The following is a 24,042-nucleotide window of genomic DNA, read 5'->3' as shown; positions in this document are numbered from 1 at the left end:
GCGGCACCGCCGCATTTTGCACGCACCCGTAGCTCAGCTGGATAGAGCACCAGACTACGAATCTGGGGGTCAGGAGTTCGAATCTCTTCGGGTGCGCCATTCTTCCCAATTACCATGCCATCGGTCTTCAGGCCCCGGTTACGGACTGGCCATTTGGGTCTGATCGCACTTCAGTTCGTTATTTCCCATGCACATCCTCTAGGTGCGCGCAAGCTCGCAGCTATGCCCATGAGGCGCGTCGCGTCCTACTGGATCGGTGCCGTATGCCAAGCCGCCAGATGGCCTCAGTCGAGTTTGGCCGGCGACGAGAACGGCAGATTGGCGTCCACCACAAAGATGGCGAACTCATCGAGATCGCTTGTTCCGGCATTAAACACTTCCATCGGTGTATCCGCGCCATGACCAACCATGGTCGTTCCGGCTTCGGCATATGCCATGCCGTGCGGCGTCCTCTGGCCCAGCTTGCCGGCCAGCACATAAAAGGCCTCCGGCCCCGGATGTGAATGGATCGAAGTCTTGGCGCCCGGCACGCCTCCGGCGCGGTTGATGCGCAGCAAATATTCGCTTGCGCTGACCGGTGGGATGGGACCAATCGCGGCGACACTGGTTCCGCCTGGCGTAGAGCCATCCTTTGGTCCAAGCGTGAACAACCACACCTTGCCTGCGACCTCGGCCGCGAGTGACGTCGGGCCTGCGGCGCTTTGGGCCTGGGCCAGCGTTGGGAAATTCTCCAGCCGCCAGAACAATGGTCCGGGCGGCAGTTCCTTCACCTTCTTCTCGACCACTGGTTCGACGAGCAATTTGGCATTTTCGGCCGTCGCGGCGGACGTCGTAAGACCGAAAGCAACCTGCGAAATGAGCAGTATTCCGATCAGGCTCTCTGTGAGGGTTCGCAGGTTCATGGTGGTTCTCCTACCGATTCAACCTTGCATATGGTTTGGGGACGATGGGTCGCGACGCGCGCTTGGTGCGACGTTGGACGCGCACAATGCCAATGTCCCGAACGACTGGTGATCGTTCGGTGAAAAATTGCCGAAAAACAAAGGCGCTGCGGCGGCATTCACGGAGTTGCAGCTGTCTGATATGATAATGGATGTCCCCGCGGCAGGAGGCGGAGGATGGATTCCCGGGCTGCCAGGACGTTCGCGGTTAACGGCGTTATCGTTGATATTGCCGGAGGGATTGTGTGTGACGGGGAAGGGCGCGAGATCGCTCTCAGGCCGCAGGCCTTCCACCTCCTGAAGTATCTCCTCGAAAACGCCGATCGGCTGGTCACCAAAGATGAGCTGATGCAGGCGGTGTGGCCAGGCGTGTTCGTCACCGATGACAGCCTGGTCCAATGCGTGCGCGATGTACGCCGCGCTCTTCACGATGAGCAACAGGCAGTTCTCAAGGCCGTACCGAAACGCGGATACCGGCTGATGATCACCGCCGCGAACCCGCCTTTGGCGCCGGCAAGGTGGAAATGGACTGCGGGTCTGGGCCTGGTGGTCTTTCTGGCGGCAGGTGCAGTCTGGCTCTTTACAAGTTACGCAATCGAGAAGCGTCCCGACGCGGGGCTGCCATCCATCGCGGTGCTGCCCTTCGACAATTATCGCGGTGACGAGGCGACCGAACGCCTCGCCGATGGCCTCGTCGAGGACATAATCACCGATCTGGCGGGGTTCCCTGAATTCGAGGTGATCGCCCGCAACTCGACTGAACAATACCGGGACAAACCAGCCGAGCCGAATGAGGTGGGCAGGACGCTTGGCGCGAGCTTTATTGTCGAAGGCTCAATTCAACGCCAAGCCGATCGGGTGCGGGTTACAGCACAACTCATCGACGCCAAAACGAACAAGCACCTTTGGTCGCAGCGCTGGGACCGGCCGGACCGGGACCTCTTTGCGATTCAAACGGAGATTGCCGGGCAGGTCTCCAACCGGCTCGGCGGCGGAGGCGGCGTGATCCAGGAGGCAGGCCGGATCGCGGCCCATCGCAAGCCGCCAAGCGACCTTACCGCCTATGAGCTGTACCTGCTCGGCACGGAGAAGCTTGCGAAGATGAATCGCGCTGATGTCGAGGAGGCAATCAAGCTCCTCAAAAGCGCCGCGGAACTGGACCCGGGGCTGGCGCGCGCCTGGGTTGAACTTTATCACGCGTATAGCGTCATGCCGAGTTTTGGCGCCGATTTCGAGGTCAACTTCCGACTGGCCGCCGAGGCCGCCGAGCGCGCGGTCACGCTCGATCCGATGGACGCCGAGGCGCACGCCGTGCTGGGCTTTAGTTTCGGCGACAGGAACGATCTTGCACGCGCCAAAGCGGAATTCGACACGGCGCTGCGCATGGCGCCGAACCAGTTCGAAATTCTGACCTTCTACGCCTTCTTGGCATCCACCTTCGGCGAGCCGCAGCGCGGTGCGGAGATGGTCGATCAGGCAATCCGCCTTAATCCGATCTACCCGGTGTGGAGTACGAGAATCTTTGCTGCTGCCTATTTCATGGCAGGACGCTACGAAGATGCGCTTCGCATGCAGGGTCAAATGGGTCCGGAAAACTACGGTCGACGGATGTGGGTATATCGTCCAGCCGCGCTAGCCGCCACCGGCCGCACGGCGGAAGCGAAAACGGCTCTCACACAAGCACTGAAATGGTTTCCCGATCTCACCATAGAGGGATTTGTGAGCCTTCCTGATACAAATGAAAACGACAGGCGGCGATTGATCGAAACCATGCGACTTGCCGGCTTTCCGCCCTGCGCAAAGCCCGAGGCATTGGCCGGTTTTGTCAAGCCTTTCAGGTTGCCTGAATGCGTCGAGCGTTGAATCTCGCAAGCAGTCTGCGGCGCGGATAGCGGTAACTTCGAGATTGAAACCTAGCTGGCCGGCTCGTTGCAACCGCACAAACCCTGAAATGCGCTACGAATGGTCTCTTCAACGGATGGTCGCTCGGCAGCGGCTTAGAGCGTCAGTGTTTCTGGAAGGAGCCGATTGCACCCAACGCGGCCAACCCAACGGCTCACCTCTAAAATCGGCTATTTTCCCGACATGATTGCGCCGGATTCTAAGCGCTACGATTAAGCATTGCGGTCAACAGGGAGTGGGGGCTTCCAATGCAACGCAGGCTTTCGGCGATCCTCTCGGCTGACATCGTCGGCTACACCCGTTTGATGGAAATCGATGACATCAGCACGCTGAACCGCCTCAAGTCGTTGCGCCATGACCTGGTCGACCCCTGTATTGCGACTCACAACGGACGGATCGTCAAGCTGATGGGTGATGGGATGCTGGTGGAGTTCGCCAGCGTTGCCGATGCCGTAAGGTGCGCCACCGAGATTCAAAGCACGATAGCCAGAGCCGAACCCCAGGAGGCCCAAGACCGCGGTCTCGTATATCGCATCGGGGTCAATCTTGGCTACATCATCGTCGATGGTGACGACATCCATGGTGACGGGGTCAACGTCGCGGCGCGCCTGCAATCCCTCGCCGATCCCGGCGGGGTCGCGATCGCTGGCATCGTGCGCGAGCATATCGGCAGCGAGTTGGGGGTCGACTTCGAGGATTTCGGCCAACATTCCGTGAAGAACCACGAGAGGCCCATACAAGTCCACATGGCGCGCTTCGGACACAGATGGCAGGATTCACCGCCGAAGCGGCCTCCTGCGGCGGTGATCGCCGAAAGCGAAGGCGTGTCTATTGCGGTGCTACCGTTCACCAACATGAGCGGCGATCCGGAACAGGAATACTTCAGTGATGGCATCACCGAGGACATCATTACGGATCTTGCGAAAGTGTCCGCGCTCAGCGTCATCGCCCGCAATTCAAGCTTTATCTACAAAGGTCGCGCCGTGGACATGAAGCAGGTGGGATGCGAACTCGGCGTGCGGTATGTGCTGGAAGGCAGCGTGCGCAAGGCCGGAAACAAAGTGCGCATTGCGGCTCAGCTTATCAACGGAACGGATGGCCGGCACGTGTGGGCGGAGCGATACGATCGCGACCTTGAAGATATATTCGCGCTGCAGGACGAAATCTCCAAGCACATTGTCGACGCGCTTAAGGTCCGGCTCCTCGCAAAGGAGCTGGAGACTATCACCAAGCGGGGAACCGACAATCCGGAGGCCTATCAAATTTATCTGATGGGGCGGTCGTTCTTTAACCGTGGACACGAATCGAGAAGCATAAAGGCAGCCCGGGGTCTGTTCGCGAAGGCCGTCGACCTAGATCCGCGCTATGCACGGGCTTATGCCGGACTGTCCGACTGCGACTCCTACCTTCTGCTCGCCAATGATCCGGCTGCCACATATGACAACATCCTAGACAACGCCAACCGGGCTCTGGAGCTCGATCCAGGTCTCTCCGACGCCCATGCATCGCGAGGCATCGCAATGTTTACCAAGGGCCTGCGGGCTGAGGCCGAGGCAGAGTTCGAGCTCGCCCTCGAACGAGATCCGACCTCTTTCGAGGCGAACTTCTTCTACGGGCGCAATTGTCACGCGCAGGGCCAGTTCGAAAAGGCGCGCGGCCTCTACGAGCGCACTATCGCCTTGAAGCCAGATGATTATCGGGCCTGGGACCAGCTGCGAGCGGTCCATATATCCCTTGGGCACCATCAAGAAGCAGTTCAGTCGGCGCGAGAGTGCCTTCGGCTGATAGAAGGAGAGATTGCCGCACATCCAGACGAGCCGATCCTTATGTGCTATGGCGGCTGTTTGCTGGCGGATCTGGGCGAGATGGAGCGTGGAGCGTCGTGGGCGTCCCGTGCCGCCGCAATCGCTGGGGACGACCTCAGAGTGCTCTATAATCTCGCTTGTTGCTATGCGAAGCTCGGCAAACCTGCTGAGGCCATTGCCTGCCTTGAACGGCAGGCGTCCGGATCGCCTACCTATGTCGCGTCGGTCGTGGCGTGGATGAAGAAGGACAGCGATCTAGATCCTCTCCGGAACCATCCGCGCTACCTGGCTCTCGCCGACCGGATGGAAGCTCAGCTAGCAGAGCCTCCTGGCCTCATTCCTTGATCGGGATTCCGGCTTCGATCGCAGCGTCGATAAACGCCTGTCGCGCCTCCTGATCGATTGGCTTTCGCTGGCCGCTGCCACCGTGAAGGTCAGGCTGCGGATTCATTCCAACGTTTTCATCGACCATCTCTGCTTCGTGAAAGGCATCGAGGGCTGGCGGATCGTCGCCAAGGTCTGGCATCTGGAAACGGTGAGGGTATCGTTGCCCGCTTCACAAGATCAGGCCTTGCCGGGAAGCTGATGGCGCCCCGGCGACGCCTAGAATTCCTGAACGAATTCACACGCCAGCAAGGTTTTGCCTGGCAGGGCATTGCCTTGGCGGGCAACGATGGAGACCTTTCCGGGTCCGGCCATTCCCGGTTCCGGCTGCAGATCTGCCGGCAGTTCGCGCGAATAGCCCTTGGTAGATGCACCCAGCAGGTCCGAGGTCTCCCGCTTCAAGCCGTATTTTGCGGCCAGATCGTCGGCGCGTTCGCCTTCGACCAAAATTCCAACCGCGTTGCTTGCAAAGAAAACCTCGTTCGATTTGAAGCCGTCGCGGCCGATTTGGTTCGGGAGTTTGTAGATCGCCGCACCCAGAGACGACGTGTCTGGTTTGGCCAAAGCCTCCACGACGTCATAGATCTTCATTGCCGATGTCATCGTATAGGGTGGCTTGCAAAGGGCTGCGTCAAAGAACTTGTCATTGGCCGACTCGGCCAGAACCTGTCCGGCCTGAAATGCCGCAAAAGCGACGCACACAGAGAAGGCGGCGGAGCGAATGAATTGAGCGTTGGGCATGGAATATTCCTGAGAGCGCTATGGCGGTTAGCATTCGTTGTAATGCATCGGGATGCTTAGGGGATTCGAAGCAATTGTGCTACCTTAAGTTTAGCCCCTCGACATTTTCTGAAGGGCTGCCAAATGTTGAGCGAAAGGGCGCTGTCGATGGCGAACGGACAATTCGGCTTGCCCGGCTCGGAGTCCGGACAGTTTGGTAGGGCGAAAATGTAAATGACGTCACGAATGCAGGAGCACGTCGTCGAATTTCAGAGCCTCGCCGGCAGTGTGTCATCGATTTCATCAGGCAATCCAAACTCTCTTCTCAAGGCCACGGCCGGCCTGCTGGATGACGCCGATCTGCAGAGCATTGCGCGCGCCGACTACGGCAATGACAGCGAAGAACATCTCGCCCGGCTCGTCGATATCGCCCGGCTGTGCGAATTGCCGTCGCCATTGCAATGGCATCCCCGCGAGGTTCTGGAACTGACCCGGTGGTCTGAACCCGGGCAGCAGGGTCCCGGCATGGTGGCGAACCTATCCAGGCAATGCGCGTTTGCGTGCACGGTTCTGCTCGTCTCCTATGGCGACCCGCGCAACGCGGGTGCTTCTTATGGCGGCAACCAGACACTCATAAACTTGATCGGCAGCCTGGAAGCCCTCGGCTTGGATGTCGAGGATGACGTTCTGTCGCTGTTATTCTGGCTGATTCCGCGCCTGCCGGAACATGAAGCGGGAGAGATCCCCTTCTTCGGCTGGCCATGCTGTGGTTCGCGCTTGGCCGTCCGCACCAATGGAACGACGCAGCGCTTCTCGGTCTCTGCGAGTGGATCATGGTCGCCGAAGAGGCCGCCAGGCGCCGCAGATCCCCCGGCATGGATGCAAGCGGAGCGTGGCTGGTTTCGGGAACCGGCTATGACACCCATTGCGACCGGTGGCGGAAATTGGGGCGGAGGCTGGCGGATCGGCTCGACATGCGTCACGGCCCTGAGGTCAGAGAGGCTGTCCAATTGATCGGAGCAATGCTGGCATGACTGCGTCTAATGAGGAACTGGCCCAGCAATTGTACAAACAGAAGCGTTATAAGGAAGCCTTGCCTCTGCTGGAGGAGGCGGCAAATGCCGGATCTGCCTGGGCTCATGGAGTGTTGGGTTGGATGTATTGGTATGGCCATGCTGTTCGAAAGGATAAAGATCAATCGCTTCACCACTACCAGCTGGCCTATGACGGTGGAAACGAGTCCGCTGCTCATCCTCTTGGGCTCAACCATTTCGACGCTGGACGCGCCGAACTCGCGCTGGAATGGTTCCGGAGAGACCGGCATCACCCGATATCGTCGCTCTATTGGCAATACAGGACGATCGAGGCGCATCCCCATTTGGCGCGGCATGCCGACGAAGCCGATGACATTCTGTTGGCTGCAGCCAATAGCGGCCACCTGTTCGCGAAACGTGATGTGGCTTTTCGAATGATGAAAGGGCACAAGCGTTTTGGCACACGACGCCAGGGTGTGTTTCTATGGTTGGGTCTCTATCCCGATCTGTTCCGTCTGGCCCGTGCCGATTCCTATGATGAACGGCTCCGCTAAAGCATGTCGCACAAAACTGCGGAGAGAGAGATTGTAGTGACGTCTTTCGAAGACAGGAGAACCCATGATCGCAGCCTATATCGATGAAATCATCATGTTTTGCGCCGGCTTGTGGATGGCGTCCGTCGGCTTTGGTTATCTGCCCTTTCCCGGCAATCCGGCCAGCCGGCTGCCGGTGGTTCGTCACTTCAAGTGGATGGGTCCTTTGCTACTCGCGATCGCCATCATTCTAGCCGCAGCCTCATAGTCTCACCCGCAATGAACAATATGTTGGCCTGCCCGTCCTGCGGATTGGATGAAACCGAATCGATCGTCCATGGCGGTTCGTACATTCTTCGATGCGCCGCCTGCGGCGAAGCAATCGTCGCGACATCGTTCATGGCGATGCTCGACTCGGATCACCGGTGTTCAGCCTTTGTCGATCCGGGTCCGGGAAAACACCCTGCGCCAGATATGCTCGTCGCCGATGGACCGCTCCGGCAGATCGCAACGGCAATCAGCGCTGCGGCGAGGGATGGAACTTTGATACGTCTGATCCCCGAAGCAAAGGATTGAAGCCCCGCGTCGTTCCCCCGTTCATTTTGCCATCGGCGATTGACCCGGCGGCTGAAGTGAGGGGCAGCTGACCAGGGCGCGGCCGATGATGCCGCCGGGAAGGCAGACTGCACAGGTGGCGCCTTCATGGGCGTAGCCGGACGACAATCTTGGCGCCGGGAACCTTCAGCTGTTCCGCCAGCGCTTCCAAATCTTTCCGATCCGTTCCCGACAGAACAATGCGGCCATCCATGATCGGCTCCCTCATCCAGGGTTCCATGACGACATTGTCGTTGATCAGCATCTGCGTTTGTCGCCCCAATGCCGCCTGGGTGAAATCGCGGAATGCGGCAGCGCTTTCCGGGGTGAGCATGATATTCAGTCCGTGGTCGTAGGACACGGGGGACAGAGCTACCTCCGCACTCTTCACCGCAAGCGAGACAGGTGCGATTGCCTTGGCCCCGTCATCATCTGCGGCAGCGGCCGTATCTTGTGATGCCGTTGGCGGCGCAGGAGGTGTCGAAAGCTCATCCAGGATGCCCGGCCCGGTCTTGGCCGATGGCAGCGGCTCGATGCCCAAATCAGGCGTCTGCAAGTCTTTTGCCGTCAGCACGGCAGGCAGCGGCAGCTTGGCCGGCATGTCCTCGCGTTGGATATGGGTGTATGTGCGAAACGTTGCGTCTCCCGTGGTAACGGTCACGATCTCCGACGCTTCGAGCGTCGAGCCATCGTTCAGGGACACCACGAGTTCGACGCTTCGGTTCTTGCTGGCGCGTTTGACGGAAGCCAGCTGATCGGCCGTCAGGCTCTTTGCCCGCTCGGCAAAGCTGCTCATCAAATTTGCGATCACCGGCTGCTGCGACTGGCTGAACGCTGCGGCATCGGCTTCCTCCGACAGCGAAAGGGTTGCCGTGCCTGCGGTTGCGTCGGTCGATTTCAGGGTCCAGGTCGAGGTCACCGGGACATTGACGCCGCCATAGTCCTCGTCTCGGGATGCCACCGAGGCCTGTCCCATTTCCATCGTCTCCGCCTGGTAGGATTGCCCTGTGGCAAGCAGTTGCGCTTCCGGCGCCAGGGCGGCAACGATCTGCAGAGGGTTCGCCTCCAGCTTGGCGATAATGTCATAGACCCCGCTTTCCCGCGCCGCGGAGGCGCCGGCTGAGGGAGCGCCGCCAGCAGCCATCTCCCGCATATGCGCCACGATCTGATCGGCATCGGAGAGAGTGCGCGGGTTGCCGTTCAGGTCGGTTTCGAATTCGAGCGTGGCGGTGCCATAGGCTGTCAGAGAATTCCGATAGAGCAGGTTCATCTGATAGCTATCGGCAAGGCCAGCGGTGCCTGCCGGCAAATCGGCGCTGAGGGACCAGCGGACCCGCATGCCGTCTTCATCCCGCGACAGCACCGTCATACGCTGGCGAAACGCGCCGCGCATCGTCATGGCCGAGGCGCCTGGCTTGTCGAACCAGAACGACATATCGGTCTCAGTCGCTTTTTGAACGCGGTAGCTGCGCTCGACGCCCGTCGCCGGCGCGTAGCCCGGGATCTCGATGCCGCCGGCGGACCAGGCCGGATGGGAGAGTGTGAGGCACAGGCAAAACCAGGCAAATCTCTTCCAATGCAGTGATGTCATGCGGGCAGGGCCTCTGAACATTAAAGGTTGTGGGGCGCCGTTCGGCCGCCGACCGCGAGCATATTTGCTGATGAAGAGGACGGGTAGTGCCGAGGCTGCGATAATCGTCCTGCGCGAAACTGCTTGAGGTTTTCAAGATCGAGATCGGGAGAAGGTCAAGTACTTCTCATCGGCCGTTCCAGTCTCTGCCCCAAGACAGCGAAGCGAAAGGCCCCCAAGACAGCGAATCGAAAAACTATTGCTCGTCCGGATGGTCTTTCATATAGGCTTCCCTTTCTTCGTTCCCGAACAAGGATGAGTAATAGCCGCTGCAAACCAGGTATGAGCACTCATCCGGGTTGCCCGTTTGCCATCCCGGCTGGCAGAGGACGACGCGACGGAATTTGGCGTTGCAAAGCCCGTGGTTTGCCAGGAGCCGTGGATCGTTTCCGAAATACGCGCTTATGGCGTCCTGGTGAGTCCATGCGGGAACGATTTTCCAATCAGCGGCGCCGCCCTCAGCGCTCACATTGCCGGTCGCACAGAACGACCAATTCGAGATCACGACCGGCTGATCGCAGGGAAAGGCCTGGACGGCGCTTGCCAGCAAGATCGAAAACAAGACCAGCAATCGCTTGCCGCAAACCACCACGCTCTTTTTTCCCATGCCGATCATTCGCATCGCGCTCCTACCCTTCGAGATTCAGCGCCCTGATCCTAGCAGACGCAACCGAACGATGTAAGACCGAAACTAAGAATATTTTCCTAGTTCATGGATCGTTCTTGCGCTAGGTTGCCGTGATTGCAACCATGGAATGCCGGATGTCGAGCAAATTTTTCCTTATCGGCGAGTTGGTCGCCGGGACGAGCCTGGGCCGTCGCCCGCTTTATGAACAGAATTCCCGGTCTCGCAGGGTGAGTAGATTGCCGAAGGATCGACCGGCAACGCGGGCGAGGGGCTGATGGTCAAATTCAACCCTCGCGACAAAAGCCGAACCAGTCAGGGAAAGACGCGGGCGATGGTGCGCAAGCATACTGCTCCGCCAAGCGGCACGGATAACGGGTGCCTTCGCTGGCAATGGTTCACCATTCAGTTGCTGGAATCTGCGGCCTTCACGACACTGAGTGCGAATGCCTGCCGCGCCTTCTTCCGCATCGTCATCGAGCACACGTCGCACGCCGCCTTGGAAAACGGCAAGCTTGTCGTGACGCATCCGCAGTTCGTTTCCTACGGCGTGACCGGCGAATATGTGGCCGATGCGCTCGACGAGCTCGAATATAAGGGGCTGATAAAAGTTCGCCGCGGCCGGGCGGGCAGCGGGGTCGCGCATCCCAACCGGTTCACGCTCACCTTTGTCGGTGATCATGAAGGCGCGCCGCCCACAGACGAGTGGAAGCGGTGCACGGCCGAAAGATGCCGGAAATGGTCCGAGACCGACCGCAAGATTGCCGCTGACAAACGCGGTCGCGTCGGCAGGAAGAAAAAAACGCCACTTCGGGATCCCGAAATTCCCCCGCTTCGGGATTCCGAAATTCCCCCGCTTCGGGATTCCGAAATTCGCCGCGCTTCGTGAGCTGTCGGCATCAGGAAATATGGAATGATTTCAATAGCGCAGCCAATTTCGGGATTCCGCAGTGCTATATAGATTTTGGTGGGGAGTTACTGTCGAAGGCACTTGGCGACGATCAGGAACTCCGTCTCCCGTCCCCCGATCCTTCCGGCCGAAACTGCGCGCAGCAGAAGGCCGAAAGCCTCATAGAGCCAATAAAGCGGGGGAATTCTGTCCTTGAGCGCATGCACCTGGGTCGACACATATTCGCCGACGAAGACGATATCCATGCCGAGTTCCTTCAATGTCTGGGCAATCTCCGAATGGGATGCCTCGGCGGCGTGCTCGACGCGAAACGGCGCATAGCCCGGCTTCCCCGCGTTTTTCTGCCGCAGCACGTAGCGATAGAACAGGACATGGCTCCACCAGGGTGTGAGGTCGGTGAAGATCCCCTTGGCGGAACTGAGGATCGGACCTTTGACGAACACCAGACCGCCGGGAGACAAGGTATCATGGGCTCTCAACAAGGCGGAGCGCGGGTTTTCCAAATGCTCGAGAACGTCCCAGAACACGCAGGCGTCGAAGCGGCGATCTCCATAGTCGATGGTTTGAGCATCGCCGAGGATCCTTTCCGCGGCGTCCTTGTTCTTCTCGAGCTGCTCCTTGGAGATGTCCAGGACCGTATATCGCGCGCCTTTTAGTGGGATATGCGTGCGAGAGCCGCCCCCAACCTCAAGGATATCCGTGTTGATCTTGCTGGAAAACGCTGATTGTGCATGTGACAGTGCGTCGTTTACCCACGGCGAAGCCATAATCTTCCTCCCCCGGAGAGATTAGTGTCTACTATTGTAAGTAAGCATCAATGTAATAATTTAGCAATATTTTAAACATATTCGGGGCGCCCGCCATTCTTGGCCCGCATGCCCGAAATAGACAAGCGGCGGCTTTTGTCTGAAAGGGTGATTTGCCTAGTTTCGCGCAACCTTCCTGATGTATCCGCAGCTCTGATGATCTCAGAGGCGCTTCGGCCGGAGGAATGCATGATGGTGGGAATTTTTCGGGCTCTGGCTGCCCTGGCGATGATGACGGCGCTTGCCGGCTGTGTCGACCATGCCAATGATCCCGTGCTCCTGGCAGTCGGCGTGCCGGTCAACCCGCCTTCTGTTGCGCACGGCATTTGCATGACCGACGGCAACGCCATGTATGACGAGGCGCGGAAGCAGTATCAGCTGCGCGCCCAGCTGACCGGTTATGCCGGGGCCGATGAACTTGAGGCGGAAACCACGGCGCGCGCCGCCGCCCATCGTCAATATGTCGCCTGCCTCTCCGGCCAGGGCTACCGGACATTATACGCGAATTGAGAACAGAGAATTCACGGTGCAGCCCGGCTGCTCTTTGAGCTCCTCTTCTGATCGCGACTTTTCACGTTTTTCGGCGATTTAGTCACGCCGGATCGCCTGCAATCACGAGTTTTGGAATTGCATGTGAGCCACGGAACTCCGCCGGTGGGGAAGGCATTCTCCCGAGATAAATCCAGTAAGGAGGGTTTATCATGAAAATGCTCAGACTTGCCCCTTCCACCGCCGCGCTCGCCACCCTTCTCGCCATCGCCTCGATTGCATCAGTGCAGGCGGCTCCCGTCCAGACGGCTTTCCCGCCCGGTATTTCGGAGGTAAAAACGGTGCAATATAAACCACATGCCGGATCCTGGCATGGTTATCAGGGCTTCCGCACCGAACGCCCCGGCACCCGCCGCCATTCCGATGGCTATTGGTATCCGCTGGCCGCCTTCGGCGTCGAAGCCGGCACCACGGGCTCCATTATCCGCGAGCCGGTGAACAGGCCGGCAGCACCGGAAATGTGCAACCCTACGTTTTCTGGATCGATCGGCCCCGGCAGCATGCCGTGTGATAACGGCTATTGAGCCGGCACAGGAAAGAGGCGGCGACGAGCCGCCTTTTTCTTGCTCGGCGTGCCGCTCACATATCCGTGACCTCTGTTTCGGCGTCGCCGCTCGCGGGGCGAGGGGACGTGCCCCGCGAAAGGTTAGTGGGAACGGAGAGGTCGCGGCATGGTCCCTTCGCCCCGTTTGCGGGGGTCCGAAGGACGGGTCGAGACCCGTGGCTCGACCCCGGTCGGCGCCGGCAGGCGGATGAGGGGCGGGACCCCAGCCCACGACATGGCCTTCCGCAACGGTCACGCCCATACCTTGCATCAAATGCAAAAATGCAATAAGTACAGAATCAAACAATATTGGATGCTGGCGCTGCAATAAGCCGCATCGAAGAGCGATTGACCTGTCTGCCTTGGAATTGCCATGCTCGCCGCGATGGTCGCTTTTCATAATCAATCGAATTTCAGACAGGTGGGATAGTCATGACCGCAAAGGCCGCATGCTCCGATTTCCTGCATTTTTTCCGCTCATGGATCAGCAACCCGCTTCGCGTCGCGGCCATCGCGCCGTCGGGCGATTCGCTGGCCAGGATCATGACCAGTGAAATTGCCGCACTTGACGGGCCGATCATCGAGCTCGGCCCGGGCACCGGCGTCTTCACCCGCGCGCTTTTGGCGCGCGGCGTCAGTGAGGCGGATCTGACGCTGATTGAATACGGTCCGGAGTTCATAAACTCTCTGCAGGCGCGTTTCCCCACGGCGCGTGTGTTGCAGATGGACGCGGCCCAGCTCGCTCATGCCGATATTTTCGACGGCGAACCGGTTGGCGCTGTCGTCAGCGGCCTGCCGCTGCTCTCCATGTCGCCGCGCAAGATCGCCTCGATCATGGCGGGCGCCTTCGCCTATATGCGGCCGGGCGGGGCGGTCTATCAATTTACCTACGGTCCGCGCTGCCCGGTGCCGCGGCCGATCCTCGACCGTCTCGGCCTGAAGGCGGTGCGCATCGGCGGCACGGTCCGCAACCTGCCGCCGGCCTCCGTTTACAGGATTTCGCGCCGTAAGCCGCTGGAACTATCGCGCGAGCGCTTCAACTATCGCAACAGCGAGACCGAAATCGACGATGTCGCCGCTTTTTCCAACGAAACCGGCGGCTGAATTGTGATGCCGGGCAGGAATGGCTGAGAGCAAGCGGACGGAGACGGGGGAGGGCCGGCGGGTACGCAAGCGGCGGCAGACGCGCGAGCGCATCGAAAACGCGGCGATGGCCCTCTTTCTCCAGCGCGGCTTCGACGCCACGACGATCGAAGACATCACCGAGGCGGCTGATGTCTCCAAGCGCAGTTTCTTCGACTATTTCCCCTCCAAGGAAGAGGTGGTTTTCGCCTGGCAGGATAGCTTTGCCGATCGGCTGATGGCGGAAATCGCCGCAAGGCCTGTAGAGGAATCCTCCGTCGAGGCGGTCGAGGCCGCGATCACCACAACCGTCATCGCTTCCGTCGACGAGCGTGGCCTGGCGCTCGGCGAACTCATCCGTTGCACGCCGGCGCTGAAAGCCCGCGACCAGCTGAAATACGCCAAGCTCGAACAGAAGCTCGCCGAGGCGCTGCTGCTGCGCAGGGGAAATGACTCGGAGCAGCGGTCGCGGATGCGCGTCCTGGCGGCAATCGTCATCGGCGCGCTGCGCGTCGGCGGCGAACTCTGGCAGCAGCGCCCGGCAGGCGCCTCGCCGCAGGATTTCGCGCATGAGATCTTCGCCGAGCTTTGGAAAATGCTGGCGGAGTTCGGCGACCAGGCGAAGACCAGGCTTTGACGTAGGGCGCCTCGCAGTCGCCTGTACGCGCTGCGCGTCCGTCCGACGGCAATGTTTTCATCGCCGTCACTGTTATCCCTGCAGTGCCATCCTATATGTGCAAGCGTCGCAGCGACCACATTCTCATTCATCATCTCGATGGGCGGGTCATCACCATGCCGGCATTCCTTTCGATCAGGGCGCATTCGCGCTCGAAGGCATCCCAAAAGCCCAGGCATCTCCGACCGTTTCATCGACTTTCAGTGATCTATTGACCCAAGAGAGGAAAGACCATGTCCAGTTACAACGCAGCCAAGTCAGGCACCTTCAAGATCGGCGGCGAGATCGAGGTCAACCGTCTCGGATACGGCGCCATGCGCGTGACCGGTGACGGAATCTGGGGCGAGCCCGCCGATCATGCCGAATCTATCCGCACGCTGAAGCGGCTGCCGGAGCTTGGCGTCAACTTCATCGATACGGCCGATTCCTACGGCCCCGATATTTCCGAATGGCTGATCAAGGAGGCACTGCATCCCTATGCCGCCAAGTCCGTCGTCGCCACCAAGGGCGGGCTCACCCGCCACGGCCCGAACATCTGGCTGCCCGTCGGACGTCCGGAATATCTGATCCAGCAGGCGCATAAGAGCCTGCGTAATCTCGGTGTCGAGCAGATCGATCTCTGGCAGTTGCACCGCATCGATCCGAAAGTGCCGGCCAAGGAACAGTTCGACGCGATCAAATCGCTGCTCGATGCCGGCCTCATCCGCCATGCGGGGCTGAGCGAAGTGTCGGTTGCCGACATCGAAGCGGCGTCGAAGCACTTCAAGGTCGCGACCGTCCAGAACCGCTACAATCTCGTCGACCGCACCAGCGAGGACGTGCTCGATTATTGCGCCAAGCACAATATCGGTTTCATCCCGTGGTATCCGCTCGCCGCCGGCGATCTCGCCAAGCCGGGTTCGCTGCTCGATACGATCGCCAGAAAGCACAATGCCGCCCCCAGCCAGATCGCGCTCGCCTGGGTGCTGAAGCGCAGCCCGGTCATGCTGCCGATCCCCGGCACCTCAAAGGTCAAGCATCTCGAGGAAAACGTTGCGGCGGTTGATATCACGCTGTCGGACGAGGAATTCGCGGCTCTCGATGCCGAGGGTCGGAGGGTGTTCAAGGCGGCTTGATTTGCACCCGGTGGCTGCCCCTCACCGTAACCCTCTCCCCGTAAAAACGGGGCGAGGGGACCTGCCATGCGAGAGCCGAGGTGGGAATGGAGAGGGCGCGGCATATCCCCTTCGCCCCGTTTGCGGAGGTCCGAAGGACGGGTCGAGACCAGTGGCTCGAACCCGGTCGGTGCCGGCAGGCGGATGAGGGTCCAGCCTCGCCGATCTCCCAGGCCGCAATTTTCGGCAGAATTTTGACCACATGGTCAAACATGCCGTAAAATGAGGCGTTGGCCTGTTATTTTAGAGGCAAGCCATGCGCTGATTGCATTGCTGCATTGCGGTATTTTCGCTATTCCCGATCAAAAGAATTGGGTATTACTATCTTCGTAAGCAGCGCACTCCTCCTCCCAGCGCTCTTACATCGGACTGACAACACTCCTCCTCCCAGTTGTCAGTCAGGATCAAGAGCCCGGCGCACCTCCTCCCGCGTCGGGCTTTTTTCGTTTCCCCATCGAAATCGATCAATTGCCGATCCGTGCCACGCCGGTCCTGCCGTTATCCCGGGTCCATTTGACCTTGTTGGCGCCAGTGCGTTCGAGTGCGAAGCACATCGGCCTGCCCTTGTTCCAGCTCTGGAATTTCTGGCAGAGGCGGTTGGCGTCGATCCACCATCTGCCGCTATCGCTGGGCTTGAAATAGCGGCCGAGACCGATCGCCTTGCCGTTGCCGTCGACCTTGCCGGAGGAGCGGAAGATCAGCGGCAGTTCGCCGCCGAGCGGGGTGGAGAGGTAGACCGTCCTGCCGATGATATCGCGGCGGATCTCGGCCTCGCCGAGCGTCTCGGTCGAGCCGAGAGACGGCATCAGCACCAACGTCGATAAGCATGTGATCCCGAGCAATTTCATCACCGTGATCCATCGATTGAATGCGATCGGGAAAAACGCCGTGGACGGCAGAAAGTTCAAGAGCAATCCCGCAAAACTGCGCCGCGGTCCGGGTCCGGGATTGCGCAAACAAAAGGCTTCCAGCCCGCGCGGTTTGACTCGGCAAGCCTCGTCGGACTATTTGAACGGGCGCCGCCTGTCCGGTGCGTGAACCGATTGGAGTTTGGTCATGATCGGCAAAAGGCGCGGCTCGCGTGCGGCTCTGACAGGTCTTCTGGTGGCAATCATGGCGCTTTCCGGCTGCGGCGGCAGGCCGGTCGGTGTCATGCAGGCGGCCGGCAGCGTGCCGCCGGGCACCTCGAAGGTCGATCTGCTCGTCGCGACGACGCGGGCTGCCGATGACAATCCCGCCGTGCTGTTCTCCGGCGAACGCGGCACCGGGCTCGCCGTCAATGCCGTCGACGTCTCCATTCCGCCGGACGCCAATCGCAAGGTCGGCCAGGTGCAATGGCCAAATCGGCTGCCGGCCGATCCGCTGCGCGATTTCGTCACCGTTTCCGTCGATCCGCTGGAAGGCGAGCGGGCAGGCGAGACCTGGCTGAAGAGCCACATGCCGAAGAGCCGGCGGGTGCTGGTCTTCGTCCACGGCTTCAACAATCGTTATGAGGACGCCGTCTACCGCTTCGCACAGATCGTCCATGATTCGCATGCCGACGTCGCGCCGGTCGTCTTCACCTGGCCGTCACGCGCCAGCATCTTCGATTATAATTACGACAAGGAAAGCACCAATTATTCCCGCGACGCGCTGGAGGAGCTGCTGACCCGCACCGCCGCCAATCCCGCTGTCAGCGACGTCACCATCATGGCCCATTCGATGGGCACGTGGCTCACCGTCGAGGCGCTGCGGCAGATGGCGATCCGCAACGGTCACGTCGCTTCGAAGATCAACAATGTCATCCTCGCTTCGCCCGATCTCGATGTCGACGTCTTCGGCCGCCAGTTCGCAAGCCTCGGCAAGGACAAGCCGCACTTCACCATCTTCGTCTCGCAGGACGACAGGGCTCTGGCGCTGTCGCGGCGCATCTCCGGCAATGTCGATCGCCTCGGCCAGATCGATCCCTCCGCCGAGCCCTATCGCAGCAAGCTCGAGGCGGCCGGCATCACCGTGCTCGATCTCACCAAGCTCAAGGGCGGCGACCGGCTGAACCACGGCAAGTTCGCCGAAAGCCCCGAAGTGGTGAAGCTGATCGGCGACCGGCTGATTGCCGGCCAGACGATCACCGATTCCAATGTCGGGCTCGGCGAAGCCGTCGGCGCGGTGGCGATGGGCGCTGCCCAGACCGCCGGAAGTGCCGTCAGCGTCGCCGTCAGCACGCCGATCGCCATCTTCGACCCGCGCACCCGGCGCAACTACGACGCCCAGCTGAAACGTCTCGGCCAGTCGATGAACAATACCGTCGGTTCGGTCGGCGACAGCGTCGGTGCCGGTCTCCCCGAAAGCCAGTAAAAATTCCATAGGCATCATCGAAGATCTGATATATCAGAGTCGCGACGGCAATCCTGTCTGCCGTGCGATGGGTTGATTCATGGCGGATGAGACGAAGAAGAGCGTGGTTGTCGTCGGCGCGGGCGTGATCGGCGCCTCGATCGCCTTCGAGCTGCAGCGGCGTGGTTTGCAGGTGACGCTGATCGACAAGGGCGAGCCGGGACGCGGCACCTCTTTCGGCAATATGGCGAGCATCGCGCTGGATTTTGCCGCCGGTTCCGGCCCCTCGACCTGGAAGAAGATCCCCGGCTGGCTGCTCGATCCGGAAGGCCCGGTCTGGCTGCGGCCCTCCTATGCGGCAAAAATGCTGCCCTGGTTCCTACGCTTCCTCGCCGCCGGCCGGCCGTCGCGGCTCCGAGCGATCGAGGATGCCGGCATGAGCCTGTCGCACCGGGCGCTCGGCGATTTCAAGGAAATGCTGTCGGCGATCGGCGCGCCCGAGCTGATGACCGAAGAGGGCTGCCTGGCGATCTACGAGACCGAGGCGGAATTTACCGCCGATCGCGCGCATCTCGCCATGATGCAGCGCTACGGTCTCGAATTCGAGGTGTTGAGCAACGGCGCCATCCAATATTACGAACCCGCACTATCACCGGCGATCGCCAAAGCCGTGCTGCTCCCCGACAATAAGTCGATCCGCGATCCCTACAGGCTGGTGGTCAAACTGACCGACGCCGCCCTGGCCGCCGGTGCTGCCTTCGTTTCCGGCGGGGTGAGGAATATCGAGCGCCGGGGCGATGGCACATCAGTCATTCTCCTCGAGGATGGCAGGCGCATCGAAGCCGGTTCGGTTGTGCTTGCCGCCGGCGTCCACACCCGTTTCCTCGCCGCAAAGCTCGGCGAGCCGATCCCGCTCGAAACCGAACGCGGCTATCACACCCAGATCATGAAGCCCGGCATCTCCATGCGCTATTCGGTGATCTGGCCGCATCGCGCCTTCATGGTGACGCCGACGGCGGGCGGCATCCGGGTCGGCGGCAATGTCGAACTCGCCGGTCTCGACGCGGCTCCGGATTTCCGCCGCCCCCGGGTGCTGGTGCGCCATGCCCAGCGTGCGCTGCCCGGCCTGAAGGTCGAGGAGGCGACGGAATGGATGGGTCATCGCCCGGCGCTGCCCGATACGATCCCGATCATTTCGCCGTCCTCGAAGATGCCGGGTGTTTTCTATGCGACCGGCCACGGCCATCTCGGCCTGACCCTTTCGGCAACGACAGCGCTTGTGATCGCCGATATGGTGACCGGGGCGAAACCATCCGTCGATTTGACCCCGTTCCGCATAGACCGGTATTAACTTGGAACGATCCGCGTCGATGGCGGCGTCACCCGTCACGTCCGAACTGGAGTTTTCGATATGAGATGGAAGCGCACAATCCAGCTGCTGGATGTCCATGCCGAGGGCGAAATCGGCCGCGTGGCGATCGGCGGCGTGCCGAAAATCCCGGGCGACACCATCGCCGCCCAGCTGCATTGGCTGAACACCGATCCGAAGGGCGATGAGCTTCGCCGCTTCCTCTGCCTGGAGCCGCGCGGCGCGCCGATCGGCTCGGTCAATCTGTTGCTGCCGGCGCGGCATCCTGACGCGGATGCCGCCTTCGTCATCCTGCAGCCCGACCAGGCGCATGCGAGCTCCGGCTCGAATTCGATCTGCGTCACCACCGCCCTGCTCGAATCCGGCATCGTCGAGATGCAGGAGCCGGAAACGATCGTCACGCTCGAAACCGCCGCCGGCCTCGTCAAGGCGACGGCAACCTGCCGCGACGGGCGCTGCGAGAAGGTCAAGCTCACCATGGTGCCCTCCTTCGTGCATGAGCTCGATGTCGGCGTCGACACGCCGCATTGGGGAAGGATCAAGGCCGATATCTGCTATGGCGGCATCTTCTATGCGCTTGTTGATGTCGGCCAGATCGGCCTGACGATCGAAAAGGCCAATGCCGCCGGCCTCGTCCAGGCCGGCATGATCCTCAAGGAACTGATCAACCGCGACATCAAGGTCGTCCATCCCGAGATCCCGGCAATCTCCGGTGTCGCCTATGTCATGTTCCGCGATACCGAAGCCGACGGCACGGTGCGCACCTGCACCACCATGTGGCCCGGCCGGGCCGACCGCTCGCCCTGCGGCACCGGCAATTCCGCCAATCTCGCCACCCTTTATGCCCGCGGCAAAGCCAAGGTCGGCGACACCTTCACCTCGAAATCGATCATCGGCTCGGAATTTGAGGTCGGGCTACAGGCGGTGACCGAGGTGGCTGGCCGCCCGGCCGTCATCCCCACCATCACCGGCCGCGGCTTCACCTTCGGCCTGACCCAGGTGGCCCTCGACCCCTTCGACCCGCATCCGAACGGCTTCGCCCTGACGGATGTGTGGGGACCCTCGGCGGGAGAGATTTGACGCTCAGGCTCGATCCCGCGAAGGCCGGGCCTGGCATCGGCATTAGCCAGATGGGTTGAAAGCGAGCATCGTGTCGGAGAGTTTGTGGCCGGCCGTGGGCGTAGCGTGCAATGCCCGCTGCGAGTACGCGTGCAGCAATGCGGGATCATCGATCACATGGGCCGGGACTGCGTAGTAGCGGCGAACCGTCACCTCTCTGCCGGCCGCTCGGTAGCTGAACGGTTCGGAACCATCGGCCTCGAACTCCGCGCGCATCGCATCGTCGACGCGGAGATACAACATGCCCTTCATGACGAATCCGAATTGCGCGCCGTTTCGGACCAGAGCGGATCCGCCGAAGAAGCGTCGGACATCGATGGAGCCGGCTGGAGCGATCTGGCCCGCAAAGTCGAGCGCCAGCCTGCGTGTCGCCTCGCTACTCATGCGGCTGTGGCGCCAGAGGATCGAAGAAGCCGGTGATCGCGCCGAGCCGGCCATCGGAAATCACTCCGAAGCTGGTGCCCGTCTGCAAGACCATGTCGTCTTCCCGGCGCAGTGCCCAGCGTGCCAGCGAACGTTCATTATGATGGAGAACGCTCAATATCTTGAACCGGCCTCCCGGTACGCTCTCCTGAAATCCGGCCATGTAAGCCGAGAGACCGGTTCGTCCCGCGATCGCTCCATTCGGATCGCAATAGGTCACATCGTCAGCGAGGCAAGCCAGCATTTCCGGCTCGCGAGCGGCAGCATCCAGCGACCAGATGGCTGCATATCGATTCCATAGCGCCTCAGGTGTCATGACAGCGTCTCCAGTTGATTGAATTCGTCTTCTATTGCCTGCCGCAGGCCGGTCTTGTCTTCGCCGCCGCGAATGAGCACGAGGAGGCCCTGATAGAGGGCAAGAAGGCGGATGGCTGTCCTCGTCGCCTTGGCGCCATCGGCATCCCGAGCGAAGGTCGACGCCTCGGTAAGCCTCGCGCCGAATGTGGTGCGGAGGAGTCCGAGCGCGGCCTCGACACGGGGATGCGGTTGGACACCACCGCCGAATTCCACCGCCGTGTTTGTGATCAGGCAGCCGAGGGAGCCGTCGTCGGGCTCATGCAGGAGTGAAAGGAACAGTTGGCGCAAGCCTTGAAGTCCGCTCCCTGGCGGCGCATATCGCGCGATCCGCCCTTCCAGGACAATCCGGTGGTAGTGTCCGAACGCGGCGTCGAAGAGGCCGGCCTTGTCGCCGAAGGAGTGATAGATGCTGCCGCCTTTGAGGCCCGTCGCCTCCTCGAGGTCCCGGATTGATGCGCCTTGATAGCCCTGCTTGCGAAAGATGTGCATCGCCCCCGTCAGCACCGCCTCCTCATCGAATTCCCGCGTCCGGCCCATAGTCGCTCCGATTCTTTATTGCTCATTCTAGAATGGCTGATAAAGAATGCAAAAGCAACCGCCTCCCGTGACTTTCCGGAAAATCCCGCCAGATCGACCTCGGTCGAGCCAGGCGATTCCGCGGGATTGGAATGTGCCGGGGAGCGGCTCAGGACTTCGTATGAAATTTGGCGTGAGAAGAGACTGCCTCGTCTCAGCCTAGAGCAATTCCGGGAAAAGTGCGAAGCGGTTTTCCGTCCGGAATTGTGTAAAAACAAAAAGTTAGAGCGGTTCTGCGTTTCCATGAGAAGGTGAACCGCTCTAGCGCTGATGAAGTGGTCGCCCGAAGCTTCCGAGACGATTGACCAAGGTGACACATGAGCATCCACGCAGCGATATTTGAAACGCGATCAGCCTTGCCCGCGTTCGGCATCCGCGGTTCGAGTGTCCCAACCCAGCATGGCCAACTCGGCGACTGCCTCCAGTTCGCTACGGCTCGCTCCGTCACGGGCCAGGATCGACATGCCGTTCTGAACGGTCTGGATGAAGCGGGCGAGCGCATGGACGTCGGTCGAGACCGGAATTTCGCCTTCTGATATCGCCTGGTTCAGGCGCAGCTTCAGGCGGTCGAGCGTCACGGTGCGGGCGGCTCGCACGAGTTCGCCGAGTTCCACATAGCCCTCACTGCCGACCGAAGACAGCGTCACCATGCAGCCGCGGGGAATATCCACGACACAGCCGGTCAGGACAGCGGCCGAATCCATCAGAAGCGACTTGACCGCTTCGCGGGCCGTGCCCGCCGAAAAGAAGCCTGCCCAGACCAGCGCCTCGTTGTCCTCGCGATAGTGGCGCAACGCTTCGGCATAGAGCGCCTCCTTCGAGCCGAATGCGGCGTAGAGACTCGGCGATCCGATCCCCATCGCCTCGGTGAGGTCGGCGATTGAGGTCGCCTCGAAGCCCTTGATCCAGAACAGACGGGTCGCCTGGGCGAGGGCTGCTTCCCGATCGAACGCCCGCGGCCGTCCGCGGCTGCGGGCAGGGCTGTCATCGACTTTCCGGTTCTCATCCGATTTCTGCATCGATCATTATATAAACCCGTTGACACCTCGCGGCAATGCGCCTAGCTATTTATGTATCGATCATTACAGAAAGAGAAGATCATGACAGAACTGGCTGGTAAGCGTGCCCTCGTCACTGGTGGTTCGCGTGGGATCGGCGCCGCCATCGCATTGGCGCTTGCCGACAAAGGCGCTGATGTCGCCATCACCTATGAGCGTTCGGCCGATCGCGCCGCCGAAGTCGTCCGGGCGATCGAGCACAAGGGCCGCAAGGCGCTTGCCATCCAGGCCGACAGTGCCGATCCGGCGGCCGTGAAGCGTTCGGTCGACGAGGCCGCCCAGGCGCTTGGCGGTCTCGACATTCTCGTCAACAATGCCGCAATCGCGCTTTACGGTGCGATTGCCGACGTCAGCGTCGAGCACATCGATGCGCTGCTGGATGTCAATGTGCGATCGCCTTTGCTCGCTTCGCAGGCCGCCATTCCCTATCTGCAGGCGGGAGGCCGAGTCATCACGATCGGCTCGGCCGGTGCCGAACGCATCGTCGGTGACACCGGTACGGTCTACTTCATGACAAAATCCGCGCTTCACTCGTTTACCCGCGGCCTCGCTCGGGAACTGGGATCTCGCGATATCACCGTAAACCTGGTCCAGCCGGGCTCGACCGACACCGATATGAATCCCGCCGATGGCGACTTCGCCGACTTCCAGCGTGCGCTGATCCCACTTGGTCGTTACGGCAAGCCGCAAGATGTGGCGGCGGCTGTGGCTTTCCTCGCGAGCCCGGCTGCAAGGCACATCACGGGAACCATTCTCACGGTGGACGGCGGCTTGAACACCTGACCTTGTCGCGGCACTCCAATTGTCTTCATCCTGCGGCGCGCAGCCCGCAGGGCGAAGCCTCGAAGGACACGCCGCGACGCTGCTCCTTGCATAGATTCAACGACGGAATGCCCGA

General features: G+C 60.8%; 28 protein-coding genes and 1 tRNA gene. 18 read left to right on the top strand and 11 right to left on the bottom strand.

Translation table 11 applies throughout. The features are described 5' to 3' along the window. Window positions 1–22: 22 nt before the first annotated feature. Window positions 23–99: transfer RNA gene (locus tag FHT75_RS13445), tRNA-Arg, on the top strand. Window positions 100–284: 185 nt separating this feature from the next. Here FHT75_RS13445 and FHT75_RS13440 read toward each other — a convergent pair. Further along, window positions 285–902, bottom strand: coding sequence for a hypothetical protein (locus tag FHT75_RS13440; protein ID WP_028755454.1), 618 nt, complete (start codon window positions 900–902; stop codon window positions 285–287). A 216-nt stretch (window positions 903–1,118) separates the two neighbouring features. Between FHT75_RS13440 and FHT75_RS13435 the strand changes: the two genes are divergently transcribed. Then, window positions 1,119–2,804, top strand: a complete 1,686-nt coding sequence (locus FHT75_RS13435) for a winged helix-turn-helix domain-containing protein (RefSeq protein ID WP_049810844.1) — start codon at window positions 1,119–1,121, stop codon at window positions 2,802–2,804. 287 nt (window positions 2,805–3,091) lie between these two features. Then, complete coding sequence (locus FHT75_RS13430) at window positions 3,092–4,993, top strand: adenylate/guanylate cyclase domain-containing protein (protein WP_028755453.1); 1,902 nt, start codon at window positions 3,092–3,094, stop codon at window positions 4,991–4,993. Here FHT75_RS13430 and FHT75_RS35835 read toward each other — a convergent pair. Beyond that, a complete protein-coding gene (locus FHT75_RS35835) occupies window positions 4,983–5,120 on the bottom strand; it encodes a DUF982 domain-containing protein (RefSeq protein WP_245294564.1) in 138 nt (45 codons plus the stop codon). The genes FHT75_RS13430 and FHT75_RS35835 overlap by 11 nt on opposite strands. On the opposite strand from FHT75_RS35835, the gene FHT75_RS36485 reads away from it, so the two are divergent. Further along, complete coding sequence (locus FHT75_RS36485) at window positions 5,076–5,234, top strand: nuclear transport factor 2 family protein (protein ID WP_245433233.1); 159 nt, start codon at window positions 5,076–5,078, stop codon at window positions 5,232–5,234. The two genes, FHT75_RS35835 and FHT75_RS36485, sit on opposite strands and share 45 nt — an antisense overlap. A 17-nt stretch (window positions 5,235–5,251) precedes the next feature. Here the strand turns inward: FHT75_RS36485 and FHT75_RS13415 are convergent, their stop codons facing one another. Further along, window positions 5,252–5,773 carry a hypothetical protein gene (locus FHT75_RS13415; protein ID WP_028755451.1) on the bottom strand — a complete coding sequence of 174 codons (522 nt, stop codon included), beginning with the start codon at window positions 5,771–5,773 and terminating at the stop codon, window positions 5,252–5,254. Window positions 5,774–5,986: 213 nt separating this feature from the next. Between FHT75_RS13415 and FHT75_RS13410 the strand changes: the two genes are divergently transcribed. From FHT75_RS13410 to FHT75_RS13395, 4 genes are all read left to right on the top strand, one after another. Continuing rightward, on the top strand, window positions 5,987–6,766 hold the full coding sequence (locus tag FHT75_RS13410) for a hypothetical protein (RefSeq protein WP_246712920.1): 780 nt from the start codon (window positions 5,987–5,989) through the stop codon (window positions 6,764–6,766). 16 nt (window positions 6,767–6,782) lie between these two features. Further along, window positions 6,783–7,340 (top strand): sel1 repeat family protein, encoded by a 558-nt coding sequence (locus FHT75_RS13405; RefSeq protein WP_028755449.1) that lies wholly within the window; start codon window positions 6,783–6,785, stop codon window positions 7,338–7,340. Between the two features lie 64 nt (window positions 7,341–7,404). Beyond that, window positions 7,405–7,587 carry a hypothetical protein gene (locus FHT75_RS13400; RefSeq protein ID WP_028755448.1) on the top strand — a complete coding sequence of 61 codons (183 nt, stop codon included), beginning with the start codon at window positions 7,405–7,407 and terminating at the stop codon, window positions 7,585–7,587. Window positions 7,588–7,598: 11 nt separating this feature from the next. Then, a complete protein-coding gene (locus FHT75_RS13395) occupies window positions 7,599–7,895 on the top strand; it encodes a hypothetical protein (RefSeq protein ID WP_028755447.1) in 297 nt (98 codons plus the stop codon). A gap of 124 nt (window positions 7,896–8,019) precedes the next feature. On the opposite strand, the gene FHT75_RS13390 is transcribed toward FHT75_RS13395, so the two are convergent. Continuing rightward, window positions 8,020–9,504 carry a hypothetical protein gene (locus FHT75_RS13390; protein WP_183844898.1) on the bottom strand — a complete coding sequence of 495 codons (1,485 nt, stop codon included), beginning with the start codon at window positions 9,502–9,504 and terminating at the stop codon, window positions 8,020–8,022. A gap of 235 nt (window positions 9,505–9,739) precedes the next feature. Next, on the bottom strand, window positions 9,740–10,165 hold the full coding sequence (locus FHT75_RS13385; protein ID WP_028755445.1) for a hypothetical protein: 426 nt from the start codon (window positions 10,163–10,165) through the stop codon (window positions 9,740–9,742). A 280-nt stretch (window positions 10,166–10,445) separates the two neighbouring features. Between FHT75_RS13385 and FHT75_RS13380 the strand changes: the two genes are divergently transcribed. Next, window positions 10,446–11,057, top strand: coding sequence for a hypothetical protein (locus FHT75_RS13380; protein WP_028755444.1), 612 nt, complete (start codon window positions 10,446–10,448; stop codon window positions 11,055–11,057). Window positions 11,058–11,143: 86 nt separating this feature from the next. Here the strand turns inward: FHT75_RS13380 and FHT75_RS13375 are convergent, their stop codons facing one another. Further along, the gene (locus FHT75_RS13375; RefSeq protein WP_028755443.1) at window positions 11,144–11,845 is read right to left on the bottom strand and encodes a class I SAM-dependent methyltransferase; all 702 of its coding nucleotides are present in this window, start codon (window positions 11,843–11,845) and stop codon (window positions 11,144–11,146) included. Window positions 11,846–12,073: 228 nt separating this feature from the next. Between FHT75_RS13375 and FHT75_RS13370 the strand changes: the two genes are divergently transcribed. The 5 genes from FHT75_RS13370 (at window position 12,074) to FHT75_RS13350 (ending at window position 15,890) form a co-directional block, all read left to right on the top strand. After that, window positions 12,074–12,394 carry a hypothetical protein gene (locus FHT75_RS13370; protein ID WP_028755442.1) on the top strand — a complete coding sequence of 107 codons (321 nt, stop codon included), beginning with the start codon at window positions 12,074–12,076 and terminating at the stop codon, window positions 12,392–12,394. Between the two features lie 191 nt (window positions 12,395–12,585). Next, window positions 12,586–12,957 carry a hypothetical protein gene (locus FHT75_RS13365; RefSeq protein ID WP_028755441.1) on the top strand — a complete coding sequence of 124 codons (372 nt, stop codon included), beginning with the start codon at window positions 12,586–12,588 and terminating at the stop codon, window positions 12,955–12,957. 452 nt (window positions 12,958–13,409) lie between these two features. Next, the gene (locus tag FHT75_RS13360) at window positions 13,410–14,081 is read left to right on the top strand and encodes a class I SAM-dependent methyltransferase (protein ID WP_028755440.1); all 672 of its coding nucleotides are present in this window, start codon (window positions 13,410–13,412) and stop codon (window positions 14,079–14,081) included. Between the two features lie 19 nt (window positions 14,082–14,100). Further along, on the top strand, window positions 14,101–14,736 hold the full coding sequence (locus FHT75_RS13355; protein ID WP_028755439.1) for a TetR family transcriptional regulator: 636 nt from the start codon (window positions 14,101–14,103) through the stop codon (window positions 14,734–14,736). A 272-nt stretch (window positions 14,737–15,008) separates the two neighbouring features. Then, a complete protein-coding gene (locus FHT75_RS13350; RefSeq protein WP_028755438.1) occupies window positions 15,009–15,890 on the top strand; it encodes an aldo/keto reductase in 882 nt (293 codons plus the stop codon). Window positions 15,891–16,393: 503 nt separating this feature from the next. Here FHT75_RS13350 and FHT75_RS13345 read toward each other — a convergent pair. Further along, window positions 16,394–16,777: a hypothetical protein gene (locus tag FHT75_RS13345; protein WP_028755437.1), complete on the bottom strand. Its 384-nt coding sequence runs from the start codon at window positions 16,775–16,777 to the stop codon at window positions 16,394–16,396. A 208-nt stretch (window positions 16,778–16,985) separates the two neighbouring features. Here FHT75_RS13345 and FHT75_RS13335 point away from each other — a divergent pair, with 208 nt between their 5' ends. The 3 genes from FHT75_RS13335 (at window position 16,986) to FHT75_RS13325 (ending at window position 20,691) form a co-directional block, all read left to right on the top strand. Further along, the gene (locus FHT75_RS13335) at window positions 16,986–18,263 is read left to right on the top strand and encodes an alpha/beta hydrolase (RefSeq protein ID WP_028755436.1); all 1,278 of its coding nucleotides are present in this window, start codon (window positions 16,986–16,988) and stop codon (window positions 18,261–18,263) included. Between the two features lie 79 nt (window positions 18,264–18,342). After that, window positions 18,343–19,593: an NAD(P)/FAD-dependent oxidoreductase gene (locus tag FHT75_RS13330; RefSeq protein WP_063474769.1), complete on the top strand. Its 1,251-nt coding sequence runs from the start codon at window positions 18,343–18,345 to the stop codon at window positions 19,591–19,593. A gap of 60 nt (window positions 19,594–19,653) precedes the next feature. Further along, on the top strand, window positions 19,654–20,691 hold the full coding sequence (locus FHT75_RS13325; protein ID WP_028756127.1) for a 4-hydroxyproline epimerase: 1,038 nt from the start codon (window positions 19,654–19,656) through the stop codon (window positions 20,689–20,691). 42 nt (window positions 20,692–20,733) lie between these two features. Here FHT75_RS13325 and FHT75_RS13320 read toward each other — a convergent pair whose 3' ends face one another. The 4 genes from FHT75_RS13320 to FHT75_RS13305 form a co-directional block, all read right to left on the bottom strand. Further along, the gene (locus tag FHT75_RS13320; protein ID WP_028756128.1) at window positions 20,734–21,114 is read right to left on the bottom strand and encodes a TfoX/Sxy family protein; all 381 of its coding nucleotides are present in this window, start codon (window positions 21,112–21,114) and stop codon (window positions 20,734–20,736) included. Beyond that, window positions 21,107–21,469, bottom strand: a complete 363-nt coding sequence (locus FHT75_RS13315) for a nuclear transport factor 2 family protein (protein WP_028756129.1) — start codon at window positions 21,467–21,469, stop codon at window positions 21,107–21,109. The genes FHT75_RS13320 and FHT75_RS13315 overlap by 8 nt, the downstream gene beginning before the upstream one ends. Next, window positions 21,466–22,047: a TetR/AcrR family transcriptional regulator gene (locus tag FHT75_RS13310; protein ID WP_028756130.1), complete on the bottom strand. Its 582-nt coding sequence runs from the start codon at window positions 22,045–22,047 to the stop codon at window positions 21,466–21,468. The genes FHT75_RS13315 and FHT75_RS13310 overlap by 4 nt, the downstream gene beginning before the upstream one ends. Window positions 22,048–22,436: 389 nt before the next feature. Continuing rightward, window positions 22,437–23,105 carry a TetR/AcrR family transcriptional regulator gene (locus FHT75_RS13305; RefSeq protein ID WP_028756131.1) on the bottom strand — a complete coding sequence of 223 codons (669 nt, stop codon included), beginning with the start codon at window positions 23,103–23,105 and terminating at the stop codon, window positions 22,437–22,439. An 81-nt stretch (window positions 23,106–23,186) separates the two neighbouring features. On the opposite strand from FHT75_RS13305, the gene FHT75_RS13300 reads away from it, so the two are divergent. Then, on the top strand, window positions 23,187–23,927 hold the full coding sequence (locus FHT75_RS13300; RefSeq protein ID WP_028756132.1) for an SDR family NAD(P)-dependent oxidoreductase: 741 nt from the start codon (window positions 23,187–23,189) through the stop codon (window positions 23,925–23,927). The last annotated feature ends 115 nt before the right edge of the window (window positions 23,928–24,042 follow it).

The sequence above is a fragment of the Rhizobium sp. BK112 genome, from assembly GCF_014193215.1.
GTDB lineage: Bacteria > Pseudomonadota > Alphaproteobacteria > Rhizobiales > Rhizobiaceae > Rhizobium > Rhizobium anhuiense.
Note: the sequence above shows the minus strand (reverse complement) of the source record. Positions and strands in the feature narration are given on the sequence as shown.